An 18446-nucleotide genomic window follows, 5' to 3' on the forward strand; every position below is an offset into this window, starting at 1 on the left:
ACCATGACTGAGCCGCTGCTCGTCGACCGCGCCGACGGAGTGGTCACCCTGACCCTCAACCGGCCCGACGCGCTCAACGCGCTCGACACCGCGCTGAAGGAGGCGCTGCGGGACGCGCTGGCCAGCCTGGAGGGCGACCGGAGCTGCCGCGCGGTGGTGCTGGCCGGTTCGGGCCGCGCCTTCTGCGCCGGGCAGGACCTGCGCGAACACGTCGACACCCTCACGGCCGGCGGATCCGACCCGCTGGACACCGTCCGCACGCACTACAACCCGATCGCGGCCCGGCTGGCGCACCTGCCCAAGCCGGTGGTCGCGGCGGTACGGGGCACGGCCGCCGGGGCCGGCGCCGGCCTGGCCTTCCTGTCCGATTTCCGCATCGGTGGACCGCGTACGAAGTTCGTGATGGCCTTCGCCAACGTCGGCCTCGCCGCCGACACCGGTGCCTCGTGGTCGCTGCCGCGGCTGGTGGGTCACGCCAAGGCGGTCGAGCTGCTGATGCTGGCCGAGCCGGTCGACGCGGCACAGGCCGAGCGGCTCGGGCTGCTCACCCGGCTGGTCGACGACGACGAGCAGGTGCTGCCGGTCGCCCAGGAGTTCGCGGCGCAGCTCGCGGCCGGGCCGACCGTGGCGTACGGGGCGATCAAGCGTGAGCTGTCCATCGGCGACGCGGGAACGCTGTCCGACGCGCTGGCCGCCGAGGCGGAGGCACAGACGATCTGTGGCCGTACGGCCGACCACCGCAACGCCACCCTCGCCTTCGTCAACAAGGACAAGCCCGTCTTCGAAGGCCGCTGACCGCACTTCTCACAAGATCGCGGTGATCAGGGGCCGGCACGGGCGTGTCGTCGGCGCGCCCGCCCGGCCAGGTCCCTGATCACGCGAATCTTGGAACGCGAGCGGGCTAGTCGTCGTCTTCCTCGGGGTCCTGGTTGGCCTCCTCGCCGAGGACGAAAGCCTGCATCGCCAGCTCGTCGCTGGACGGGGAGACGAACGTCGGCAGCTCGCGCGGGCCCAGCTCGGCCACGTAGGACCAGAAGATCCGGACGGCCTCGGCCGGCGTCGACGCCTCGATCGGCAGGTCCAGGCTCACCAGCCAGGTCCGCCGGTCGGGCTGTGGAGCGAACCGCCCGGCGACCTCGTCGTACGTCGCCCGGTCGATCTCCACCACCGGCCCGTCCACGACGACCGGATCGGCCGGCACCGGCTCGTCGAAGGCCCGCCGGGTGTACGTCACCACCAGCGTGGCCTCGCCCGTGTCCGACTCCGGATCGTCGGGATCGGTCGGCACCCCGGCACCGGCCGGTTGCGTGACCCGGCCGAGGGCCACCACCTGCGGCTTTCTCTCCTCGCTCACCACCAGCACCGGGTCACCGACGCCGGGGCGCAGCCGGCTGTCGAGACCGGTCAACTCCAGCGTTTCATGGTGGTAAAGGCGTTCGGCCGCGAACCGGCCCTCGGGAATCGTCACCGCCCAGGCGCTCATGCCCTCATCCCATCACGCCGCGTGTGGCCGGCCCGACGTGACAGCCGAGCAGGTGATCGTCGACCATCCCGATGGCCTGCATCAGGGCGTACGACGTGGTGGGCCCCACGAAGCGGAAGCCGCGCCTCTTCAGCTCCTTCGCCATCGCCGTCGACTCGGGCGTCACGGCGGGTACGTCGGCGAACCCGGCCGGACGCCCGGCCCGTGGCGGCGGCGCGTACGACCACAGCAGGCTGGCAAGGCCGTCGGGCAGATCGGCGGCGGCCCGGGCGTTGACGATGGCCGCCTCGATCTTGGCCCGGTTACGCACGATGCCGGCGTCGGCCAGCAGCCGGACGACGTCGGAGTCGTCGTAGCCGGCGACCGTCTTGATCTGGAAGCCGTCGAAGGCGGTCCGGAAGGCGGCCCGCTTGCGCAGGATGGTCAGCCAGGACAGCCCGGACTGGAAGGCTTCCAGGGTGAGCCGTTCGAAGTGGGCGTCGTCGCCGTGGACCGGCCGCCCCCACTCGTCGTCGTGGTAGGCCGCGTAGTCAGGGGTGCTACCGCCCCAGCCGCACCGGGCGAGCCCGTCGGCACCGATCACCAGGTCTGTCACCGGACCACTCTAGGTCGGCGCCACGACACCGGCCCGAAGCCGTGCTCAGGGCAGACGCGTGCGCCGCGGGTGCTCCGGGGGTGTGTGGCCCGCGGGTGCGTGCTGCGTGCCACGGGACTGCCGCCGGCGGGAATGTCGACGCCGGGTCGGACGGCTGCGGTCAGGGCAGGACGCCGGTCTCCACGAGCCGGCCGAACTTCTTCAGGGCCCGGGTGAGGCTGACCTTGGACCCCGGCCACATCACCGGCCACGCCACCCGCCCCGCCACACCACCGGGCAGGTGGAACCACTCGTGCCAGACCACCTGGGTGCGGTCGTGCTCCATCTGGGTGCAGCGCAGCACTCCCGGCCCGCGCAGCACCCGCCCGAGGTGGACGACCTGGACCTCGTAAGGCGGGTCGAGCCGGGCGACCCGCATCCGGTCGCGGAGCACCGCCGGGCCGACCGCGGTGACCGCCTCGATCAGGCTGCCCTCGCCGCCGTCGCCCTCGATCACCCGCACCGTGGTGAACGGGATCCAGTCGGACTGCCGATCCCAGGCGGTGAAGGCCGCGTAGACCCGTTCGGCGGGGGCGTTGACGATGACGGTCGCCGTGACCTCCCCTGCCCCCGGTTGCGCCGACTCCTGTGGGTCGCCGGATCCACTCACTTGCGGTCCACGGCAGCCCTGCCGCTGTCAGCCGGGTCGGGACCGGTTTCCGTCGCCTCGGCGGCGCGGGCGTCGGCGGTGTCGTCACGGGCGGCGCCCGTGGCGTCGTCGCCGGACGTACCGTTGTCGGCCGTGGCCCTGCCGCCGGCGTCCTCGCTGGCCGCGGCCTTGCCGGCGGCGTCCTCGTCGGTGTCGCCGGAGCGGGCGGCCGCGATCGCGTCGGTGTCGGCGGTGCCGCCGGCCCCGGCCGGGGTCGACGCGGCGACGTCATCGGCGGCCGCGGACGGGCCGGTGTCGCCGGTCGAGGTCCGGTCGGCCGGCGGGTCGAGGAGCGCCACGGCGGCACCCTTCGGCGCGGCTGCCCCGGACTGGCCCGCGTCGACGGAGCCGGCCTTCGCGAGACCGGAGCCGGGCACGGTGGCACCGGAGCCGGCGCCGCCGGCCGCGGCCGGACCGAGCGCCGCCTCCCGGGCCTGACGCAGCAGGTCGGCATCAGCCGTGCGGCCGTCGCGCAACGCGATGACCTCGGCCTCCAGCACACCGATCAGCTCGTCCTTGTAGCCGATGTCGTAGGCGGCCCGGCGCAACGCCTGGTCGACCTGCTCCATCCGGTAACCGCGCAGGGCGGTGTCGAAGCGGGCCTCGGCGACGTCGCCCTCGATCAGCGGCCGGGTGCCGGGTAACGGGACGGCGCGACCGTCCGGCTCGGCGGGCGCGAGGCCCTGGTCGCCACCGGAGACGAGAACCGTCACGCCGAAGACGACCGCACCGACCGTCAACGCCACGACCAGAAGGAGCAGAAACTGACCCATGACAAGGATCGTGGCACGTGCGACCGGTGCGGGGCGACCCCGCCACCCCACGAGCGGGTGCCGGACCGGCGAAAGCCGAGCGTGCCGGCGCGGGCCAGCCGGGCCTTCACAGTTGTCGATCAAGGAGGCGCCGGGGGACCGGTCGGATGCCCCGGCACGGTCAGCGTCGTCTAGCGTCGGGGACGGCCAGCCGACGGTGATCAAGGAGGTCCGGATGCCGGGAACGTTACGGCTCGGCGCACGCACGTTCGGGCCCGGGCAACTCGCCGTCATGGCGATCGTGAACCGTACGCCGGACTCGTTCTTCGACCGGGGTGCGACGTTCGCGGCGGACGCGGCGCTGCGGGCCGTCGAGACGGCCGTCGCCGACGGCGCCGACATCATCGACATCGGCGGGGTGAAGGCCGGCCCCGGCGAGCAGGTGGACGTCGCCGAGGAGATCCGCCGTACGGTCGCCACGATCGCCGCCGTACGGGCCGCCTTCCCGGACGTGGTGATCTCGATCGACACGTGGCGGGCGGCGGTGGCGGTGGAGGCCGTCGCGGCCGGCGCCGACCTGCTCAACGACACCTGGTCGGGGGCCGACCCGGAGCTGGCCGAGGTGGCCGCCCGAACCGGTGCCGGGCTGGTCTGCTCGCACGCGGGCGGGCTGCGCCCCAGGACCCGGCCGCACCGGGCGGCCTTCGACGACGTCGTGGCCGACGTCGTCTCGACCGTCACCCGGCTCGCCGACCGGGCCGCCGACCTCGGGGTACGTCGGGACGGCATCCTCATCGACCCGGCGCACGACTTCGGCAAGAACACCCGGCACTCGCTGGAGATCACCCGACGGCTGGCGGAGCTGGCCGCGACCGGGTGGCCGCTGCTCGTCGCACTTTCCAACAAGGACTTCGTCGGGGAGACCCTGGACCTGCCGGTGGACCAGCGGCTGGAGGGGACGCTGGCGGCAACGGCGGTGTCGGCCTGGTTGGGTGCCCGGGTCTTCCGGGCCCACCAGGTACGCGAGACCCGGCGGGTGCTGGACATGGTCGCGTCGATCCGTGGTGACCGGCCACCGGCGGTGTCGCGGCGGGCGCTCGCCTGAGCGAGCACCCCTGTCCGCCTTGCCCGATAAGAGAATCAGGTCCAGCGGAGGATGTTCTTGCGCCAGGCGTAGAGAATGCCCAGGGCGAGGACGGCCACGAAGATCGCCATCTCGGCGACGGTGACGAGCCCGAAGCCCGGACGGTCGAAGACCACCGCCCACGGGAAGAGGAACACCGCCTCGACGGCGAACAGCACGTAGAGGTAGGCGTAGACGTAGTAGCGGATCTGCACCTGCGCCCAGTCGCCGCCGACCGGGTCGAGCCCACACTCGTACGTCTCCCGCTTGCCGGGCGGCTCCGCGGGCCGCGCCGGACGCAGCAGCCGGTTCGCCGAGAAGGCGCCGACGAACACGACGACGCTGGCGAGCAACAGGAGCCCGAGCGTCGCGTACGACCCCAGGTATCCGCTCATGGCCGGCAGCCTACCGGCGACGGTGACCGATCAACGACAACGATCGCCGCCCACCTGCGGCACGATTCGCTGTTACGGATTTGTTTCGCACGGGGACTAGTGCACAAGTGCAAGCATCGCCGATCCTGGCAGCCCACCGCCCCGGAGGTTCGATGTCACGCGTCACGGCAGGGCCCGTACTCGCCCGGGCCGGCGCCGCGGGGCTCGTCGCCCTGCTCGCGCTCGTGACCGGTCCGGTCCCGGCCGGGGCCGCCGACCCCACGGTCGGCGACCGCGCGGGTGCCGCCCGAGTGCTTGCCGCCCGCGCCGCGACCGAGCCGGACGAAAACCAGACACCGCGGCCGGAGCCCACCCCTTCGGCACCGGCCGCCACCGAGTCCGCGTCACCCGTACCGGAGCCGACGGCCACCCCGCCGGCGGCCGAAACCCCGGCGTCACCGACCGGGGCGCCGACCGAGGCCCCGGCCACCATGCCCCCGGCCGGAACGCCGAAGACCGCACCGCCCGGCCCCGACCTGCCCGGCCGGCCCCGGCTCGGCGTCCACGTCTCGACCGGCGACCTACCGCTGACCGCCACCTACTGGACGGGCGGAGGGGCCGTCGCCGACCTGCGGGTGACGGTGGCCAACACCGGTGGGACCCGGCAGGTGATGCGACTGGGCTACCGGCTGCCGGCAGGGGTGTCCGACGACGGCACCGCCGGGTGCGCACCGGCCGGCGACGGCCACGCCTGCGGCGCGTGGACAGCCGACCCCGGCGCGCAGTGGACGACGCTCATCCGGCTCCGGATCGCCCCGGACGCCTGGCGGCACATGCCGCTCAGCGGATCGGTCCGGGTGACCGCGACCGCCCCCGGAAACCCGGATCTGCCCGCCGTCTCCGACGACGAGGGCTTCGCGGTCCTCTTCCCGCCCGGCCCGCCGGCCGTCGGGTTGTCCCTCGACGCCGACGAGGTCAGCTTCGACATCAGCGGGCAGTCCAGCACGCTCGACGTACGGCTGGGCAACACCGGCGACACGGACTCAGCCGGCACGGTGGAGGTGATCCTGCCAGCGGGCGTGACCGTACCGGCACCACCGGCCAACTGCAGCGCGGTCGACGCCGCCCGTACCCGGTGCGCGCTCGGGACCGTTTCGGCCGGCGGGGTCGGGTCGCTACGTCTGCCGGTCGCCGCCACCGCAGAGGCCCAGCGGACCGCGCCACTGTCCGGGGCCGTGATCGGCATCATCGACGCGGCGTACGGCCCGACCCGGCGGATGCAGATGAGTTTCCGGATCGTCGCCGCGGCGGCGACCGCCACCCCGCCGGTCCTCGACGGCGCCGGGCCGACCGGTTCGCAGGGCGTCCTGCCGCCGCCGGGAGCGCCGCCGAGATCCGGCCCGCTGACCAGGGTGGAGAAGACGGCGATCGCGCTGATCACGGTGTCTTCCCTGCTGGTGGTGCTGGCCCTGGCCCTGGCGACCACCTCGCTGCGCCGCCGGCTGCGGCCCGAGGACCGCACGGGCGCATCGACGCCGGTCGCCGCCGCCGACTGAGCGATCAGGGCGTTTCGATGGGCCGGACGTGTAGGCGGCCGCTGGGTGGGTATCCGCCGCCGGCGAAGTAGGGCTGTGTCACACGTTGGACCCGGGGCGGGGTTGGACGGGCGATCCGACGTACGCTTTGCGGTGAACAAGACTGCGGGTCGGCCATTCCGGGGGCGGCCCGCGGCCGTCGGCTTGCAAGGAGGTCAGCTTCGTGACCAAACAGGTCCGCCAACTGGATCGGGTGGTCATCCGTTTCGCTGGCGACTCCGGCGACGGCATGCAGCTAACCGGTGACCGGTTCACCTCGGAGACGGCGCAACTGGGCAACGACATCTCCACGCTGCCCAACTTCCCCGCCGAGATCCGGGCCCCCGCCGGCACCCTGCCCGGCGTGTCGAGCTTCCAGGTGCACTTCGCCGACTACGACATCCTGACCCCGGGCGACGCGCCGAACGTCCTGGTCGCGATGAACCCGGCCGCGCTCAAGGCCAACCTGGTCGACCTGCCGCGCGGTGCCGACATCATCGTCAACACCGACGAGTTCACCAAGCGCAACCTCGCCAAGGTCGGCTACCAGGTGAGCCCGCTCGACGACGGGACCCTCGACGGCTACACCCTGCACCCGGTCGCGCTGACCTCGATGACCGTCGGCGCGCTCGCCGAGCACCAGATCTCCAAGAAAGACGCCGAGCGGGCCAAGAACATGTTCGCCCTCGGCCTGCTCTCGTGGATGTACTCGCGCCCGTACGAGTCGACGCTGCGGTTCCTCGAGCGCAAGTTCGCGAAGCGGCCCGAACTGGTCGCCGCGAACGTCGCCGCCTTCAAGGCCGGCTGGAACTTCGGCGAGACGACCGAGGACTTCGGCGTCCGCTACGAGGTCAAGCCGGCCCAGATGAAGCCCGGCACCTACCGCAACATCACCGGCAACGCGGCCCTGTCGCTCGGCCTGGTCGCCGCCGGCGTACGCGCCAAGCTGCCGGTCTTCCTCGGCGCCTACCCGATCACCCCGGCGTCGGACATCCTGCACGAGCTGAGCAAGCACAAGCGGTTCGGCATCACGACCATGCAGGCCGAGGACGAGATCGCCGCCATCGGTGCCGCGCTCGGCGCCTCCTACGGCGGTGCGCTCGGGGTGACGACCACGTCCGGCCCGGGCGTGGCGCTGAAGGGCGAGACGATCTCGCTGGCCGTGGCGCTGGAGCTGCCGCTGGTCATCGTCGACGTGCAGCGGGCCGGCCCGTCCACCGGCATGCCGACCAAGACCGAGCAGGCCGACCTCAACATGGCGCTGTTCGGCCGGCACGGCGAGGCCCCGGTGGCGGTGATCGCGCCGCGGTCGCCGTCCGACTGCTTCCACGCGGCGATCGAGGCGGCCCGGATCGCGCTGACCTACCGCACCCCGGTCATCCTGCTCTCCGACAACTACGTCGCCAACGGCTCCGAGCCGTGGCTGCTGCCGGAGGTCGACTCGCTGCCCGACCTGCGGGTCGAGTTCGCCACCTCGCCCAACGGCGAGGACGGCAAGACCTTCCTGCCCTACCTGCGCGACCCGGAGACGCTCGCCCGGCCGTGGGCCATCCCGGGTACGCCCGGACTCGAGCACCGCATCGGCGGGCTGGAGAAGGCCGACAAGACCGGCGACATCTCGTACGACCCCGCCAACCACGACTTCATGGTCCGCACCCGGGCGGCGCGGATCGAGTCGATCCCGGTGCCGGACCTGGAGGTCGAGGACCCGGACGGCGACGCGCGGGTCCTCGTGCTCGGCTGGGGCTCGACGTACGGGCCGATCGGGGCCGCCTGCCGGCGGCTGCGCCAGCACGGGCTCTCGATCGCCCAGGCGCACCTGCGGCACCTGGCGCCGATGCCGGCCAACGTCGGCGAGGTGCTGCGCTCCTACGACCGCGTCGTCATCCCGGAGATGAACCTGGGCCAGCTCGCGCACGTGATCCGGGCCCGCTTCCTGGTCGACGCCATCGGCTACAACCAGGTCCGCGGCCTGCCGTTCACCGCCGCCGAGCTGGAGATCATGCTGGAAGAGGTAGTCAAGAATGCCTGAGGCCAACACCTCCGGTGGCGGCGCGGCAACGCCGGTCGCCCTCAAGCTCACCGCCAAGGACTTCAAGTCCGACCAGGAGGTGCGCTGGTGCCCCGGCTGCGGTGACTACGCCATCCTCGCGGCGGTGCAGTCCTTCATGCCGGAGCTGAACATCCCGCGGGAACGGACCGTCTTCGTCTCCGGCATCGGCTGCTCGTCGCGTTTCCCGTACTACATGAACACGTACGGCATGCACTCGATCCACGGGCGGGCGCCGGCGATCGCCACCGGCCTGTCGGTGTCGCGGCCGGACCTTTCGGTGTGGGTGGTGACCGGCGACGGCGACGCCCTGTCGATCGGCGGCAACCACCTGATCCACGCGCTGCGCCGCAACGTCAACCTGAAGATCCTGCTGTTCAACAACCGGATCTACGGGCTGACCAAGGGGCAGTACTCGCCCACCTCCGAGGTCGGCAAGATCACCAAGTCGACGCCGGTCGGCTCGGCCGACGCCCCGTTCAACCCGCTCTCGCTCGCCCTGGGCGCCGAGGCGTCGTTCGTGGCCCGCACCATCGACTCCGACCGCAAGCACCTGCAGTCGGTGCTGCGGGCGGCGGCCGAGCACCAGGGCTCGGCGTTCGTCGAGATCTACCAGAACTGCAACATCTTCAACGACGGCGCGTTCGACCAGCTCAAGGAGCCGGAGACCCGCGACGACTACCTGATCCGGCTCGAGCACGGGCAACCGATCACCTTCGGTCGCGAGGGCCAGTTCTGCGTCGTACACCCGCCCGGCGCGTTCGGTCTGGAGGTCCGCGACACCGCCTCCACCCCGGCCGAGGACATCGTGGTGCACGACGCGACGGTGGCCGAGCCGGCGTACGCCTTCGCACTGTCCCGGCTGCCCGGCTTCGCCCTGCGGAACACCCCGATCGGCGTGTTCCGCAACGTCGACCGGCCGTCCTACGACAGCGTCGTGCAGGAGCAACTGGCGACCGCCGTGTCCGGCGCCAGCGGCACCCCGGAGGAGCAGCTCGCCGGCCTGCTCGGCAGCGGCGACACCTGGACCATCCTGTAACCCGCGCAACGACGGGGGCGACCGCCGATCGACGGCGGTTGCCCCGCTGTGGCAGCGTGGCGTCGTGCGTCGACTCGCCCTGCTTACCATCCTCGCGCTGACCGGCCTCCTCCTCGTCGTCCCGCCAGCCGCCGCGTGCGCCTGCGGGGCCGTCGTCACCCAGGAGGGCGTACGGGTCAACGAGGAAACCGCCCTCATCCGGCACGACGGCCAGACCGAAGAGATCGTCATGGGGCTCACCATGACCGACGAGCCTCGGGACGCGGCCTGGATCCTGCCCGTACCGGCCGACCCGTCCTTCGAACTCGGCCCCGAGGACCTCTTCGCCGACCTGGCCGTCCTCACCCGGCCACGCACCGTCGTGGTCCGCGACTGGTTCCCGCCCTGGGGCCGGGGCGGCGCCACCGCCGGCAGCGCGCCCGGCGACGGCGCCACCGTGCTCGACCAGATCACCATCGGCCCGTACGACGTCACCACCCTGGCCGCCACCGACGGCGACGCGCTCGCCAACTGGCTGAACGGGCACGGCTACCGCCTCGATCCGGCGCTCGCCGGCGGCTTCGCCCCGTACGCGGCGGCCGGCTGGCGCTACGTGGCGGTGAAGCTGACCGCCCCCGACGACCGGGAGCGGCTCAGCCGGCAGCTGCCCCCGCTACGGGTCAGCTTCGCCAGCGCCGAGATCGTCTACCCGATGCGGCTGACCGCCCTCGCCCGCGACGCGCAGAGCGTCCGGCTCTACGTGCTGACCGACCACCGGGTCCGCAGCGCCGGTCCGGTCGGGCCCACCGACTCGCACGTACGGTTCGCCGGCTGGATCGGCCCCGAAGCCGTCGCCGGCACCACACTCGCCGGCCTGGTCGACGGCCGCAGGTTCCTGACCCGCTTCGACCAGCGCATCGAGTCCCCCGAGTCGATCACGGACGACTACCGATTCGTGGCCGCCGGGGCGGACGACGACCACCGCGACGTCGTCTACCGCACCGAGCCCGTCTACCTCGCCGGCCTACCCGCCGGCCCATTTCTGATCATCCTGGGTGTCCTGCTCACCTTCATCGTGGCCGGCACCGTCACCGCCGTCCTGATGCGCCGCCGCACCCGCTGAGCTGGTTGGCCTCGCCTTCGGCTCGGCTGGCTGAGCTGGCTGGCCCTCGCTCCGCGAGGGCTGGCTCGCTCCGCTTCGCGCCGCCTGAGTGCACCGTCTTCGCCCTGCGGGCCGCGACCGCTTCGCGGCGCGGTCCTCGGGCTCCGGACGGTGCGGCGGCGCTCGGTCGACTCGCGACGTGAGTTGCGGTCACACCTGTCCGCCGATTGCTTCGCCGGCGGGTTGCGGTTGGTGGTCGGCACGGCCGACGGGCAGCCGGACGCTTCGCAGCTTCCGTCGGACGGTGGCCGGAGCCACCTGGTGCCGGGAGCGTCGTTGGTGATCACCCTCGTTGATCTGGGCGGGAGGAACCTTATCCACGCTCGATAAGGTTCCTCCCGCCCAGATCAACCACGTGGCTCCACGACCCACTCCCCGCCCAGGGCGGACTTTCCGCGCATATCGCCCCGCTGGACGAATATCCCGCAGGACGAACTGAGCGCGGGCGGGGTTATCCGGCCGGAACAATCCCGCCCGCGCTCACCTCGCCAGCCGGCCGGACTGTCGGGTCGGCTTGGGCGCGACCGCCCGACCACCGAACTCGGACAGCCTCTTGACCCGCGACCCCGTCCCAACCAGACACAGATCGGCGAAGCAATCGGCGGACAGGTGTGACCGCAACTCACGTCGCGAGTCGACCGAGCGCCGCCGCACCGTCCGGAGCCCGAGGACCGCGCCGCGAAGCGGTCGCGGCCCGCAGGGCGAAGACGGTGCACTCAGGCGGCGCGAAGCGGAGCGAGCCGTCCGAGCGAAGCGAGGACCAACAAGCCAGCGAGGCCGGTCAACTCCGGTCGTCGCGGACGTACACCAGGAGGTCGCCGGTTTCGATGGCGGTGGCGCCGGGTTCGGCCAGCGACACGACCTTGCCACGCCGTACGAGGGCGATGACGAGGGTGTCGAGGTCGCGGGGGGAGGAGCCGACCTCGGCGCGTTCGGCCGAGCGCATGGCCAGTGCCATGCCCTGGCCCGGGGTGAGCAGGTCTTCGACGACGTCGATGAGTGGCGGGGCGGACGTCGACAGGCCGAGCAGGCGACCGGCGGTCGCCGAGGAGACGATGACGTGGTGGGCGCCGCTCTGTTTGAGCAGGGGCGCGTTCTCGGCTTCCCGTACGGCGGCGATGATCCGTACCTGGCCGGCGGTGAGTTGCCGGACGGTCAGGGCGACGAGTACGGCGGCGTCGTCGCTGTTGGTGGCGATGATGACGGCCTTGGCGTTCTTGACGTGTGCTTCGTTGAGGGTGGACGAGCGGGTGGCGGAGCCCTCGATGGCGACGAGGCCGGCGGCGGTGGCCTGCCGTACGCCGGTGGCGTTGCGCTCGACGACCACGATGCGCTGCTTGTCGACGCCGTTCTCGAGCAGGGCACTGATGGCGCTGCGCCCCTTGGTGCCGTAGCCGCAGATGATGACGTGGTCCTTCACTCGTTTCCTCCACCGGGTGAGGCGCAGGTTGGTGCGGTACTGCTCGGTCAGGACCTCGAGGGTCGTGCCGACCAGGATGATCAGGAAGAGCACCCGGGCGGGCGTGATCACCAGAACGTTGACCAGGCGGGCGGTGTCGGTGATCGGGGTGATGTCGCCGTACCCGGTGGTGGAGAGGGTGACCACGGCGTAGTAGAAGCAGTCGATGAGGTTGAGTTCGTCCTCGTTGACGTCGCGGTAGCCGTCGCGGTCGAAGTACACGACGGCGACGATGGCCAGGACGAGGCCGATCGCGGCGGCGAGCCGCAGGCTAAGGGCGCGCAGCGGGCCTTTGTTGATGGCGGGAAAGTGGATCACTGCTGGTCTCGCCCCGCCCTTTCGTCGGCGTGCACGTCCACAACATAGCGGGGGGCGGGTGGCCCGGTGGCGGAAGGCCGGGCCGAGTCGGGTCTTGCGCTCGCCGGGCACTTGTGAAAATTTCCTTCTAGCGATGCATCGCTAGCGACGGATGTTGCCGGAACCGCCCGGCCCGTCCCCGTCCGCGGTCACCGCGCCCACACAGGACACGGGAGCCCCAACGAAGGGACGCACCGCATGAAGGCACATCGACTCAGAGCCGCCGGGCTGGCCGTGGCGCTGCTCGGCTCGCTCGCGGTCGCCGCCACCCCAGCGAGCGCCGCGCCGGTCGTGACCCACACCCCCTCGAACGCCGGCTGCGAGACCGATCCGGCAACCCCGAAACGCCAGTTCCGAGCCATGTGGATCGCGTCCGTGGTCAATATCGACTGGCCGACCAAGGCTTCGTACACCGCCCCGGACCGGATCGCCACGCAGAAGGCGGAGTTCCAGGGCTGGCTGGACCTCGCCGAGCGACTCAACCACAACGCCGTGGTCGTGCAGGTCCGCCCGACCGCCGACGCCTTCTGGCCGTCGCCGCACGAGCCCTGGTCGGAGTTCCTGACCGGCACCCGTGGCCAGGACCCGGGCTGGGACCCGCTGGCCTACCTGGTCGCCGAGTCGCACAAGCGCAACCTGGAGTTCCACGCCTGGTTCAACCCGTACCGGATCTCGATGCCGGACGGCGCGGGCGCGGACCTGGACAAGCTCGCCCCGGGCCACCCGGCTCGGCAGAACCCGGACTGGACGGTTGCCTACCCGGTCAACGCCGCCGGGTCGAGGCTCTACTACAACCCGGGCGTTCCCGAGGTCCGTGCGTTCGTCCAGACCGCGATGATGGACGCCGTGCTGCGGTACGACATCGACGGCGTGCACTTCGACGACTACTTCTACCCCTACCCGGCCGCCGGCCAGGACTTCGGCGACGCGGCGACGTTCGAGGAGTACGGCGACGGGTTCGCGAACAAGGCTGACTGGCGCCGGAACAACATCGACCTCCTGATCAAGGAGATGGGCGAGAAGATCAAGGCCGCCAAGCCCTGGGTGAAGTACGGCGTGAGCCCGTTCGGCATCTGGCGCAACAAGGCGGCCGACCCGCTCGGCTCGGAGACCAGCGGCTCGCAGTCGTACGACGCCAACTTCGCCGACACCCGCAAGTGGGTCAAGGAGGAGTGGATCGACTACATCGTGCCGCAGGTCTACTGGAACATCGGTCTGGCCGTCGCCGACTACGCCAAGCTGGTGCCGTGGTGGTCGGACGTCGTCGACGGCACCGACGTGCAGCTCTACATCGGTCAGGCCGACTACAAGATCGCCGATCCGGCCCAGCCGGCGGCGTGGCAGGACCCGCGAGAGATGTCGAAGCACCTGACCTTCAACCGCGACTACCCGAACGTGGCCGGCAACATCCACTTCAGCGCGGTGCAGGTCCGGGCGAACCGGCTCGGTTCCGCCGACATCTACGCGGCCGAGCACTACTCGCGGCCGGCGCTGGTGCCGACGATGGACCACCTGCCGAGCCGCCCGCTGATGTTCCCGGTGGTGACCGGGGCGACCCGGCAGGCCGACGGGGTCAAGCTGAGCTGGCGGCAGCCGGCCGACGGGGTCGGGCCGTTCGGCAAGGCCACGTCGTATGCCGTGTACCGCTTCGACGGTCTCGGCCTGCCGGCCGCCTGCGACTTCGCCGACGCCTCGAACCTGGTCGCCACGCTGCGGGCCACCGGTTCCGGCACCCAGTCCTACGTCGACCCGACGGCGGTGCCGGGTCAGCGCTACACCTACTACGTGAGCACGCTCGACCGGCTCTACAACGAGAGCATCCCGAGCCCGCCGCGGTTCGTCGTCCGCTGACCTGACCGACCGCTGCCCGCCAGACCAGGCAGACCGCCGATCTGACTAGGCAAATCGGACACATCGCTGGACCGGATGCCCCGGGATCACATTGATTCCGGGGCATCTGTCCGTTTACCCGTAAGACGCAAAAGATCTACTTCGCCTATACATCGGCGCCAGCCTATCCCCCGAGACTGGTGACCCCCTGGTTACCCACCGGTCACCAGGGCTGACCGCCCCGCCCGAACGACGGGCTCCCCCGTTCCCCCGGAGGTACGCAATGCGACGTCGGCTTCTGACGATTCTCGCCGGCACCACCCTTGCCGTCCTGACGACCATCGGCATGTCCACCCCGGCCGCCGCCGTCACCCAGGCCCAGAAGCTCTCCGTCCTGTCGAGCTTCACCCAGACCAGCGCCAGCAGCTACAACTCGTGGAACTCCGCCCGGCTGAACCAGGGTGCCTGGGCCGCGTACAACTTCAACTGGACGACCGACTACTGCTCGTCGAGCCCGGACAACCCGCTCGGCTTCACGTTCAACCTGTCGTGCTACCGGCACGACTTCGGCTACCGCAACTACAAGGCGGTCGGCCAGTTCTCCACCCACAAGGCCCGCCTGGACAGCGCCTTCTACGAGGACCTCAAGCGGGTCTGCGCGACGTACAACTCGTTCGTGCGGCCGGCCTGCACCAGCCTGGCCTGGACCTACTACCAGGCGGTCCGGACCTTCGGAAAGGTCGTCCTGAGCCAGGCCGACCTGGACAAGGCGGCCAGCCTCAAGGCCGCCGGCGAGAAGCGGATGGCCCAGGCCGACGCCCGCTGATTCACGGCAGTTCGCGCCGGTCGAGGACCTCACGGGACACGTCGGAGACGTACCCGAAGGCTCCCGACCGGTGCGGCGCCGGTTCGGCCGGCAACCGCGGCGGCAGCCCCGGAAACTGCCCCGCGCCGGCCGCGAACCGGCTCGACCCGGCGGCGAGATCCGGATGCTCGATCCCGAGTGCCAGCTCGACCGCCTCCTCCAGGGACAGCTTCGCCCCCTGCGCGTAGGCCCGGTCGAACTCCCCGTCACCGATCACGGTCCGCAGGTCGGCCTGCTGCTGCGCCCAGTAGCCGCCGAACATGCCCGCCGTCGTACGCAGCACCGACCGGTTGGCCTGGGCGGCGCCGAACAGCAGCGCGGCGGTCGACGGATCGCCGCCCAGCGCACACCGGACCGCCATCGCATTGAGCGCGTCGCAGGTCCGCCGATGGAAACCGTGCAGCATCCGCGACCGCAACGCCACCACCAGGTGGTCGTGCGCGGCGACCAGGTCACCCCGGGCCAGCGCGACCATGCCGAGCAGCATGTCGACCGTACGCCGGCCCCGCTCCACCGGTCGGGACGCCTCGACCGGGCGGGCCGCGCCCAGCAGCTCCGCCGCCTCGTCCAGCGCCCCCCGCTGCCAGAGCAGCTCGGCGAGGCCGTAGACGGCGAAAAGGGTCTCCCCGGTCACGCCCTCCCGGCCGGCCCAGTCGAGCAGCTCGCGGCAGATCTGCTCGGCCTCGCCCAGCCGGCCCATGTCGACCAGCGGCGCGGCCCGCCCGGAAAGCACCCGGGCCAGCAACGCCGCGTCGCCGGCCTGCCGCGCCGCCGCCTCGGCCTGCTGCGAGAAGCGCAGTTCCTCGGCGAACTCGCCGTCGGCGCCGGCGTGCAGCGAGTGCATGTGGTAGGCCGCCGCCAGCTCCGCCTCCGGAATCCGCTCCCCCGTCTCGGCGATCCGTCCGTAGAGCCGGAACAGCCACAGCCGGCCCTCGCGGGCCAGCCCACGTTCGCGCCACCACTGGTCGAGGCCGCTGGCGATCTGGAGCCCCAGCCGGGCGCTGCCCCCGGTCGCCGTCCAGCGCAACGCGGCGCGCAGCTCGTCGGCGAGCGGGTCGAGACTGTAGAGCGACAGCGTCACCGGACGGCCGTCCGACCCCAGGTGGGCGCGCTGCAACGCGTGCAGCGACCACGCCACGTGCCGGTCCCGGGCGGCCCGCTCCTCGCCCGCGTCGACCAGCCGGCGGGCCGCGTACGCCCGGATCGGGTCGAGCATCCGGTAGGTGCTGCCCGCCGCGTGCGGCTCGACCTGGAGCATCGACTTGTCGACCAGCACCGCCAGCGGGTCCAGGGCGTCGTCGTCGAACAGCCACTCCACCGTCGTCAGGTCGACCGGCCCGGAGAAGACCGCGAGCCAGCGCAGCAGCCGGGCCGCGCGAGGCCCCAGCGTCCGGTACGACCAGGTGACCGTGGCCTGCATGGTGACGTGCCGTTGGGTGGCCGTACGGCCGTGGACGGCCGGCGCCACCGCTCCGGCACCGCCGAGGTCGATGGTGTCGACCTGGCTGGCGACGAACCGGCCGTCGGTCGAGGCGGCGCCGACCGGCTCGTCGCGGCCGGCGTCGAGGGTGCCGAGCACATCGTCGAGGCGCTCGGCGAGCTGGCTGGCGGACAGCACCCGCAGCCGGGCCGCGGCCAGTTCGATGGCGAGCGGCAGCCCGTCCAGCCGGCTGACCACCCGCCGCAGGTCGTCGGTCTCGACCACGCCGGCCCGCCGGCCGCCGCGCGCCGCCACCGTCCGGGCTAGCAGCAGCGCGACCGCCTCGCTCGGGCCGCCGTCCGGCCCCGGGTCGGCGGACAGCGGCGGTATCCGCCAGACCACCTCGCCGGGCAGGCCGCAGGGTTCCCGGCTGGTGGCGAGCACCCGGACGCCGCCACCACCGGTGAGCAGCCGCGAGATGACCTCGGCGGTCGCCGCCGGCTGGGCGTCGCAGGTGTCGAGCAGCAGCAGCATCCGGCGCGCGGCGGCGTATTCGACCAGCGTGTCGACCATCGGCCGGCCGGGCTCGGGCCGCAGCCCGAGGACCGCGGCGATGGCGAAGGCGACCAGGCCGGGATCGGTCACCGGGGCGAGGTCGACGAACCAGACCCCGTCCGGGTACGACTCCACGACACCGCCGGCCAGCTCGACGGCGAGCCGGGTCTTGCCGGCGCCACCGGCGCCCACCACCGTGACGAGCCGCTGTTCGGCGACGAGTTCGTGCAGTTCGGCGCGTTCGGCCTGCCGCCCGACGAACGAGGTGATCTGGGTGGGCAGGTTGTGCGGTACGGCGTCGGCGGTGCGCGGGCGCGGGAACTGCCGTTCGAGTCCGGGCGCCACCAGCTGGAACAGCCGCTCCCGGTCGTCGAAGCCGCGTAGCCGGTGCAGGCCCAGGTCGAGCAGGGAGACCCCGACCGGCAGCGGCGCGGCGTGCTGGGCGGTCGCGCCCGAGCAGAGCACCTGGCCGCCGTGGGCGGCGGCGGCGATCCGGGCGGCGCGGTGCACCTCGGGGCTGGCGTACTCACCGGACAGTGGCACCGCGTGTCCGGTGTGCAGTCCCATCCGGACCCGGGGTGCCGACTCGGGACTCGGCCAGTCGTGGCTGGCGAGCGCCCGCTGGGCGCCGAGGCAGGCGTCGAGGGCGGCGGCCGCGTCGGCGAACGCGACGAAGAAGGAGTCACCCTCCGTGAAGAGTTCGATGCCCTCGCTGGCGGACAGGATGGACCGCAGCAGCCGCCGGTGCTCGCTGAGCACCGGGCGGTAGCCCGGACCGAGCATCTGGGCCAACCTCGTCGAGCCCTCGATGTCGGTGAACATGAAAGTCACCAGGCCACTCGGCAGGTGATTCCGTGCCGACACGGTGAACCTCCGCCCCCATGGAAGTCGGCTTCATGCTTCCGTACGCCCCACGGTCCGCGCATCGTAGAAAAGGACGGCAAGACTCCATCCCAGACGCCAGGGCCTGGGACGATGTCATCGACCGGTGTTCGACGTGCGGCGTACGGGGGCGATGCTACGGGTGGCGTAACGACAACGGGTGGCCCCGGTTGTGGCACGACAGGTCAGATCTCGGAGCCTTACGGATGATCGGCCCGAGCGGAATCTGCCCAGAAACAGCCTCAAATACCAGCAAAAG

At 72.0% G+C, this 18446-nt stretch carries 14 protein-coding genes and 1 pseudogene; 8 read left to right on the plus strand and 7 right to left on the minus strand.

The annotated features are described in order from the left end of the window. Nucleotides 1-3: 3 nt before the first annotated feature. Nucleotides 4-795: an enoyl-CoA hydratase-related protein gene (locus QCD66_RS33010; protein ID WP_375735063.1), complete on the plus strand. Its 792-nt coding sequence runs from the start codon at nucleotides 4-6 to the stop codon at nucleotides 793-795. Between the two features lie 106 nt (nucleotides 796-901). Here the strand turns inward: QCD66_RS33010 and QCD66_RS33015 are convergent, their stop codons facing one another. From QCD66_RS33015 to QCD66_RS33030, 4 genes and pseudogenes are all read right to left on the minus strand, one after another. Then, the gene (locus QCD66_RS33015) at nucleotides 902-1483 is read right to left on the minus strand and encodes a hypothetical protein (RefSeq protein ID WP_364211449.1); all 582 of its coding nucleotides are present in this window, start codon (nucleotides 1481-1483) and stop codon (nucleotides 902-904) included. Between the two features lie 4 nt (nucleotides 1484-1487). After that, the gene (locus tag QCD66_RS33020) at nucleotides 1488-2078 is read right to left on the minus strand and encodes a DNA-3-methyladenine glycosylase I (RefSeq protein WP_364211446.1); all 591 of its coding nucleotides are present in this window, start codon (nucleotides 2076-2078) and stop codon (nucleotides 1488-1490) included. Nucleotides 2079-2238: 160 nt separating this feature from the next. Next, entirely contained in the window at nucleotides 2239-2727 is a 489-nt protein-coding gene (locus QCD66_RS33025) for an SRPBCC family protein (protein WP_375735062.1), read from the minus strand. Between the two features lie 436 nt (nucleotides 2728-3163). After that, nucleotides 3164-3539: pseudogene (locus QCD66_RS33030) on the minus strand (DivIVA domain-containing protein); the annotation flags it as partial. Nucleotides 3540-3753: 214 nt separating this feature from the next. Here QCD66_RS33030 and folP point away from each other — a divergent pair. Then, entirely contained in the window at nucleotides 3754-4623 is an 870-nt protein-coding gene (gene folP, locus QCD66_RS33035) for a dihydropteroate synthase (protein ID WP_357535639.1), read from the plus strand. 35 nt (nucleotides 4624-4658) lie between these two features. Here the strand turns inward: folP and ndhC are convergent, their stop codons facing one another. Beyond that, complete coding sequence (ndhC, locus tag QCD66_RS33040) at nucleotides 4659-5036, minus strand: NADH-quinone oxidoreductase subunit A (RefSeq protein ID WP_212826131.1); 378 nt, start codon at nucleotides 5034-5036, stop codon at nucleotides 4659-4661. A 152-nt stretch (nucleotides 5037-5188) separates the two neighbouring features. Here ndhC and QCD66_RS33045 point away from each other — a divergent pair, with 152 nt between their 5' ends. From QCD66_RS33045 to QCD66_RS33060, 4 genes are all read left to right on the plus strand, one after another. Next, the gene (locus tag QCD66_RS33045; RefSeq protein ID WP_375735061.1) at nucleotides 5189-6571 is read left to right on the plus strand and encodes a hypothetical protein; all 1383 of its coding nucleotides are present in this window, start codon (nucleotides 5189-5191) and stop codon (nucleotides 6569-6571) included. A gap of 202 nt (nucleotides 6572-6773) precedes the next feature. Next, on the plus strand, nucleotides 6774-8621 hold the full coding sequence (locus QCD66_RS33050; protein ID WP_364211434.1) for a 2-oxoacid:acceptor oxidoreductase subunit alpha: 1848 nt from the start codon (nucleotides 6774-6776) through the stop codon (nucleotides 8619-8621). Then, nucleotides 8614-9678, plus strand: a complete 1065-nt coding sequence (locus tag QCD66_RS33055; protein WP_364211431.1) for a 2-oxoacid:ferredoxin oxidoreductase subunit beta — start codon at nucleotides 8614-8616, stop codon at nucleotides 9676-9678. Before QCD66_RS33050 ends, QCD66_RS33055 begins: the two co-directional genes overlap by 8 nt. A 64-nt stretch (nucleotides 9679-9742) precedes the next feature. Next, nucleotides 9743-10780: a DUF2330 domain-containing protein gene (locus QCD66_RS33060; RefSeq protein WP_375735060.1), complete on the plus strand. Its 1038-nt coding sequence runs from the start codon at nucleotides 9743-9745 to the stop codon at nucleotides 10778-10780. Between the two features lie 820 nt (nucleotides 10781-11600). On the opposite strand, the gene QCD66_RS33065 is transcribed toward QCD66_RS33060, so the two are convergent. After that, nucleotides 11601-12596 (minus strand): potassium channel family protein, encoded by a 996-nt coding sequence (locus tag QCD66_RS33065; RefSeq protein WP_364211425.1) that lies wholly within the window; start codon nucleotides 12594-12596, stop codon nucleotides 11601-11603. A gap of 237 nt (nucleotides 12597-12833) precedes the next feature. Between QCD66_RS33065 and QCD66_RS33070 the strand changes: the two genes are divergently transcribed. Next, on the plus strand, nucleotides 12834-14486 hold the full coding sequence (locus QCD66_RS33070; RefSeq protein ID WP_364211422.1) for a family 10 glycosylhydrolase: 1653 nt from the start codon (nucleotides 12834-12836) through the stop codon (nucleotides 14484-14486). Nucleotides 14487-14748: 262 nt separating this feature from the next. After that, the gene (locus QCD66_RS33075; RefSeq protein ID WP_357535625.1) at nucleotides 14749-15291 is read left to right on the plus strand and encodes a phospholipase; all 543 of its coding nucleotides are present in this window, start codon (nucleotides 14749-14751) and stop codon (nucleotides 15289-15291) included. A gap of 1 nt (nucleotide 15292) precedes the next feature. On the opposite strand, the gene QCD66_RS33080 is transcribed toward QCD66_RS33075, so the two are convergent. After that, the gene (locus tag QCD66_RS33080; protein WP_364211419.1) at nucleotides 15293-18169 is read right to left on the minus strand and encodes an adenylate/guanylate cyclase domain-containing protein; all 2877 of its coding nucleotides are present in this window, start codon (nucleotides 18167-18169) and stop codon (nucleotides 15293-15295) included. Nucleotides 18170-18446 lie beyond the last annotated feature (277 nt).

It is taken from the genome of Polymorphospora sp. A560, from assembly GCF_045781765.1.
GTDB classification, from domain to species: Bacteria; Actinomycetota; Actinomycetes; order Mycobacteriales; family Micromonosporaceae; genus Polymorphospora; species Polymorphospora lycopeni.

Bases quoted from the DNA above. Each gene is read 5' to 3' on its own strand.
- QCD66_RS33010 (WP_375735063.1), top strand. From the start codon at position 4: ATGACTGAGCCGCTGCTCGTCGACCGCGCCGACGGAGTGGTCACCCTG.
- QCD66_RS33015 (WP_364211449.1), bottom strand. From the start codon at position 1,483: ATGAGCGCCTGGGCGGTGACGATTCCCGAGGGCCGGTTCGCGGCCGAA.
- folP (WP_357535639.1), top strand. From the start codon at position 3,754: ATGCCGGGAACGTTACGGCTCGGCGCACGCACGTTCGGGCCCGGGCAA.
- ndhC (WP_212826131.1), bottom strand. From the start codon at position 5,036: ATGAGCGGATACCTGGGGTCGTACGCGACGCTCGGGCTCCTGTTGCTC.
- QCD66_RS33045 (WP_375735061.1), top strand. From the start codon at position 5,189: ATGTCACGCGTCACGGCAGGGCCCGTACTCGCCCGGGCCGGCGCCGCG.
- QCD66_RS33055 (WP_364211431.1), top strand. From the start codon at position 8,614: ATGCCTGAGGCCAACACCTCCGGTGGCGGCGCGGCAACGCCGGTCGCC.
- QCD66_RS33070 (WP_364211422.1), top strand. From the start codon at position 12,834: ATGAAGGCACATCGACTCAGAGCCGCCGGGCTGGCCGTGGCGCTGCTC.
- QCD66_RS33075 (WP_357535625.1), top strand. From the start codon at position 14,749: ATGCGACGTCGGCTTCTGACGATTCTCGCCGGCACCACCCTTGCCGTC.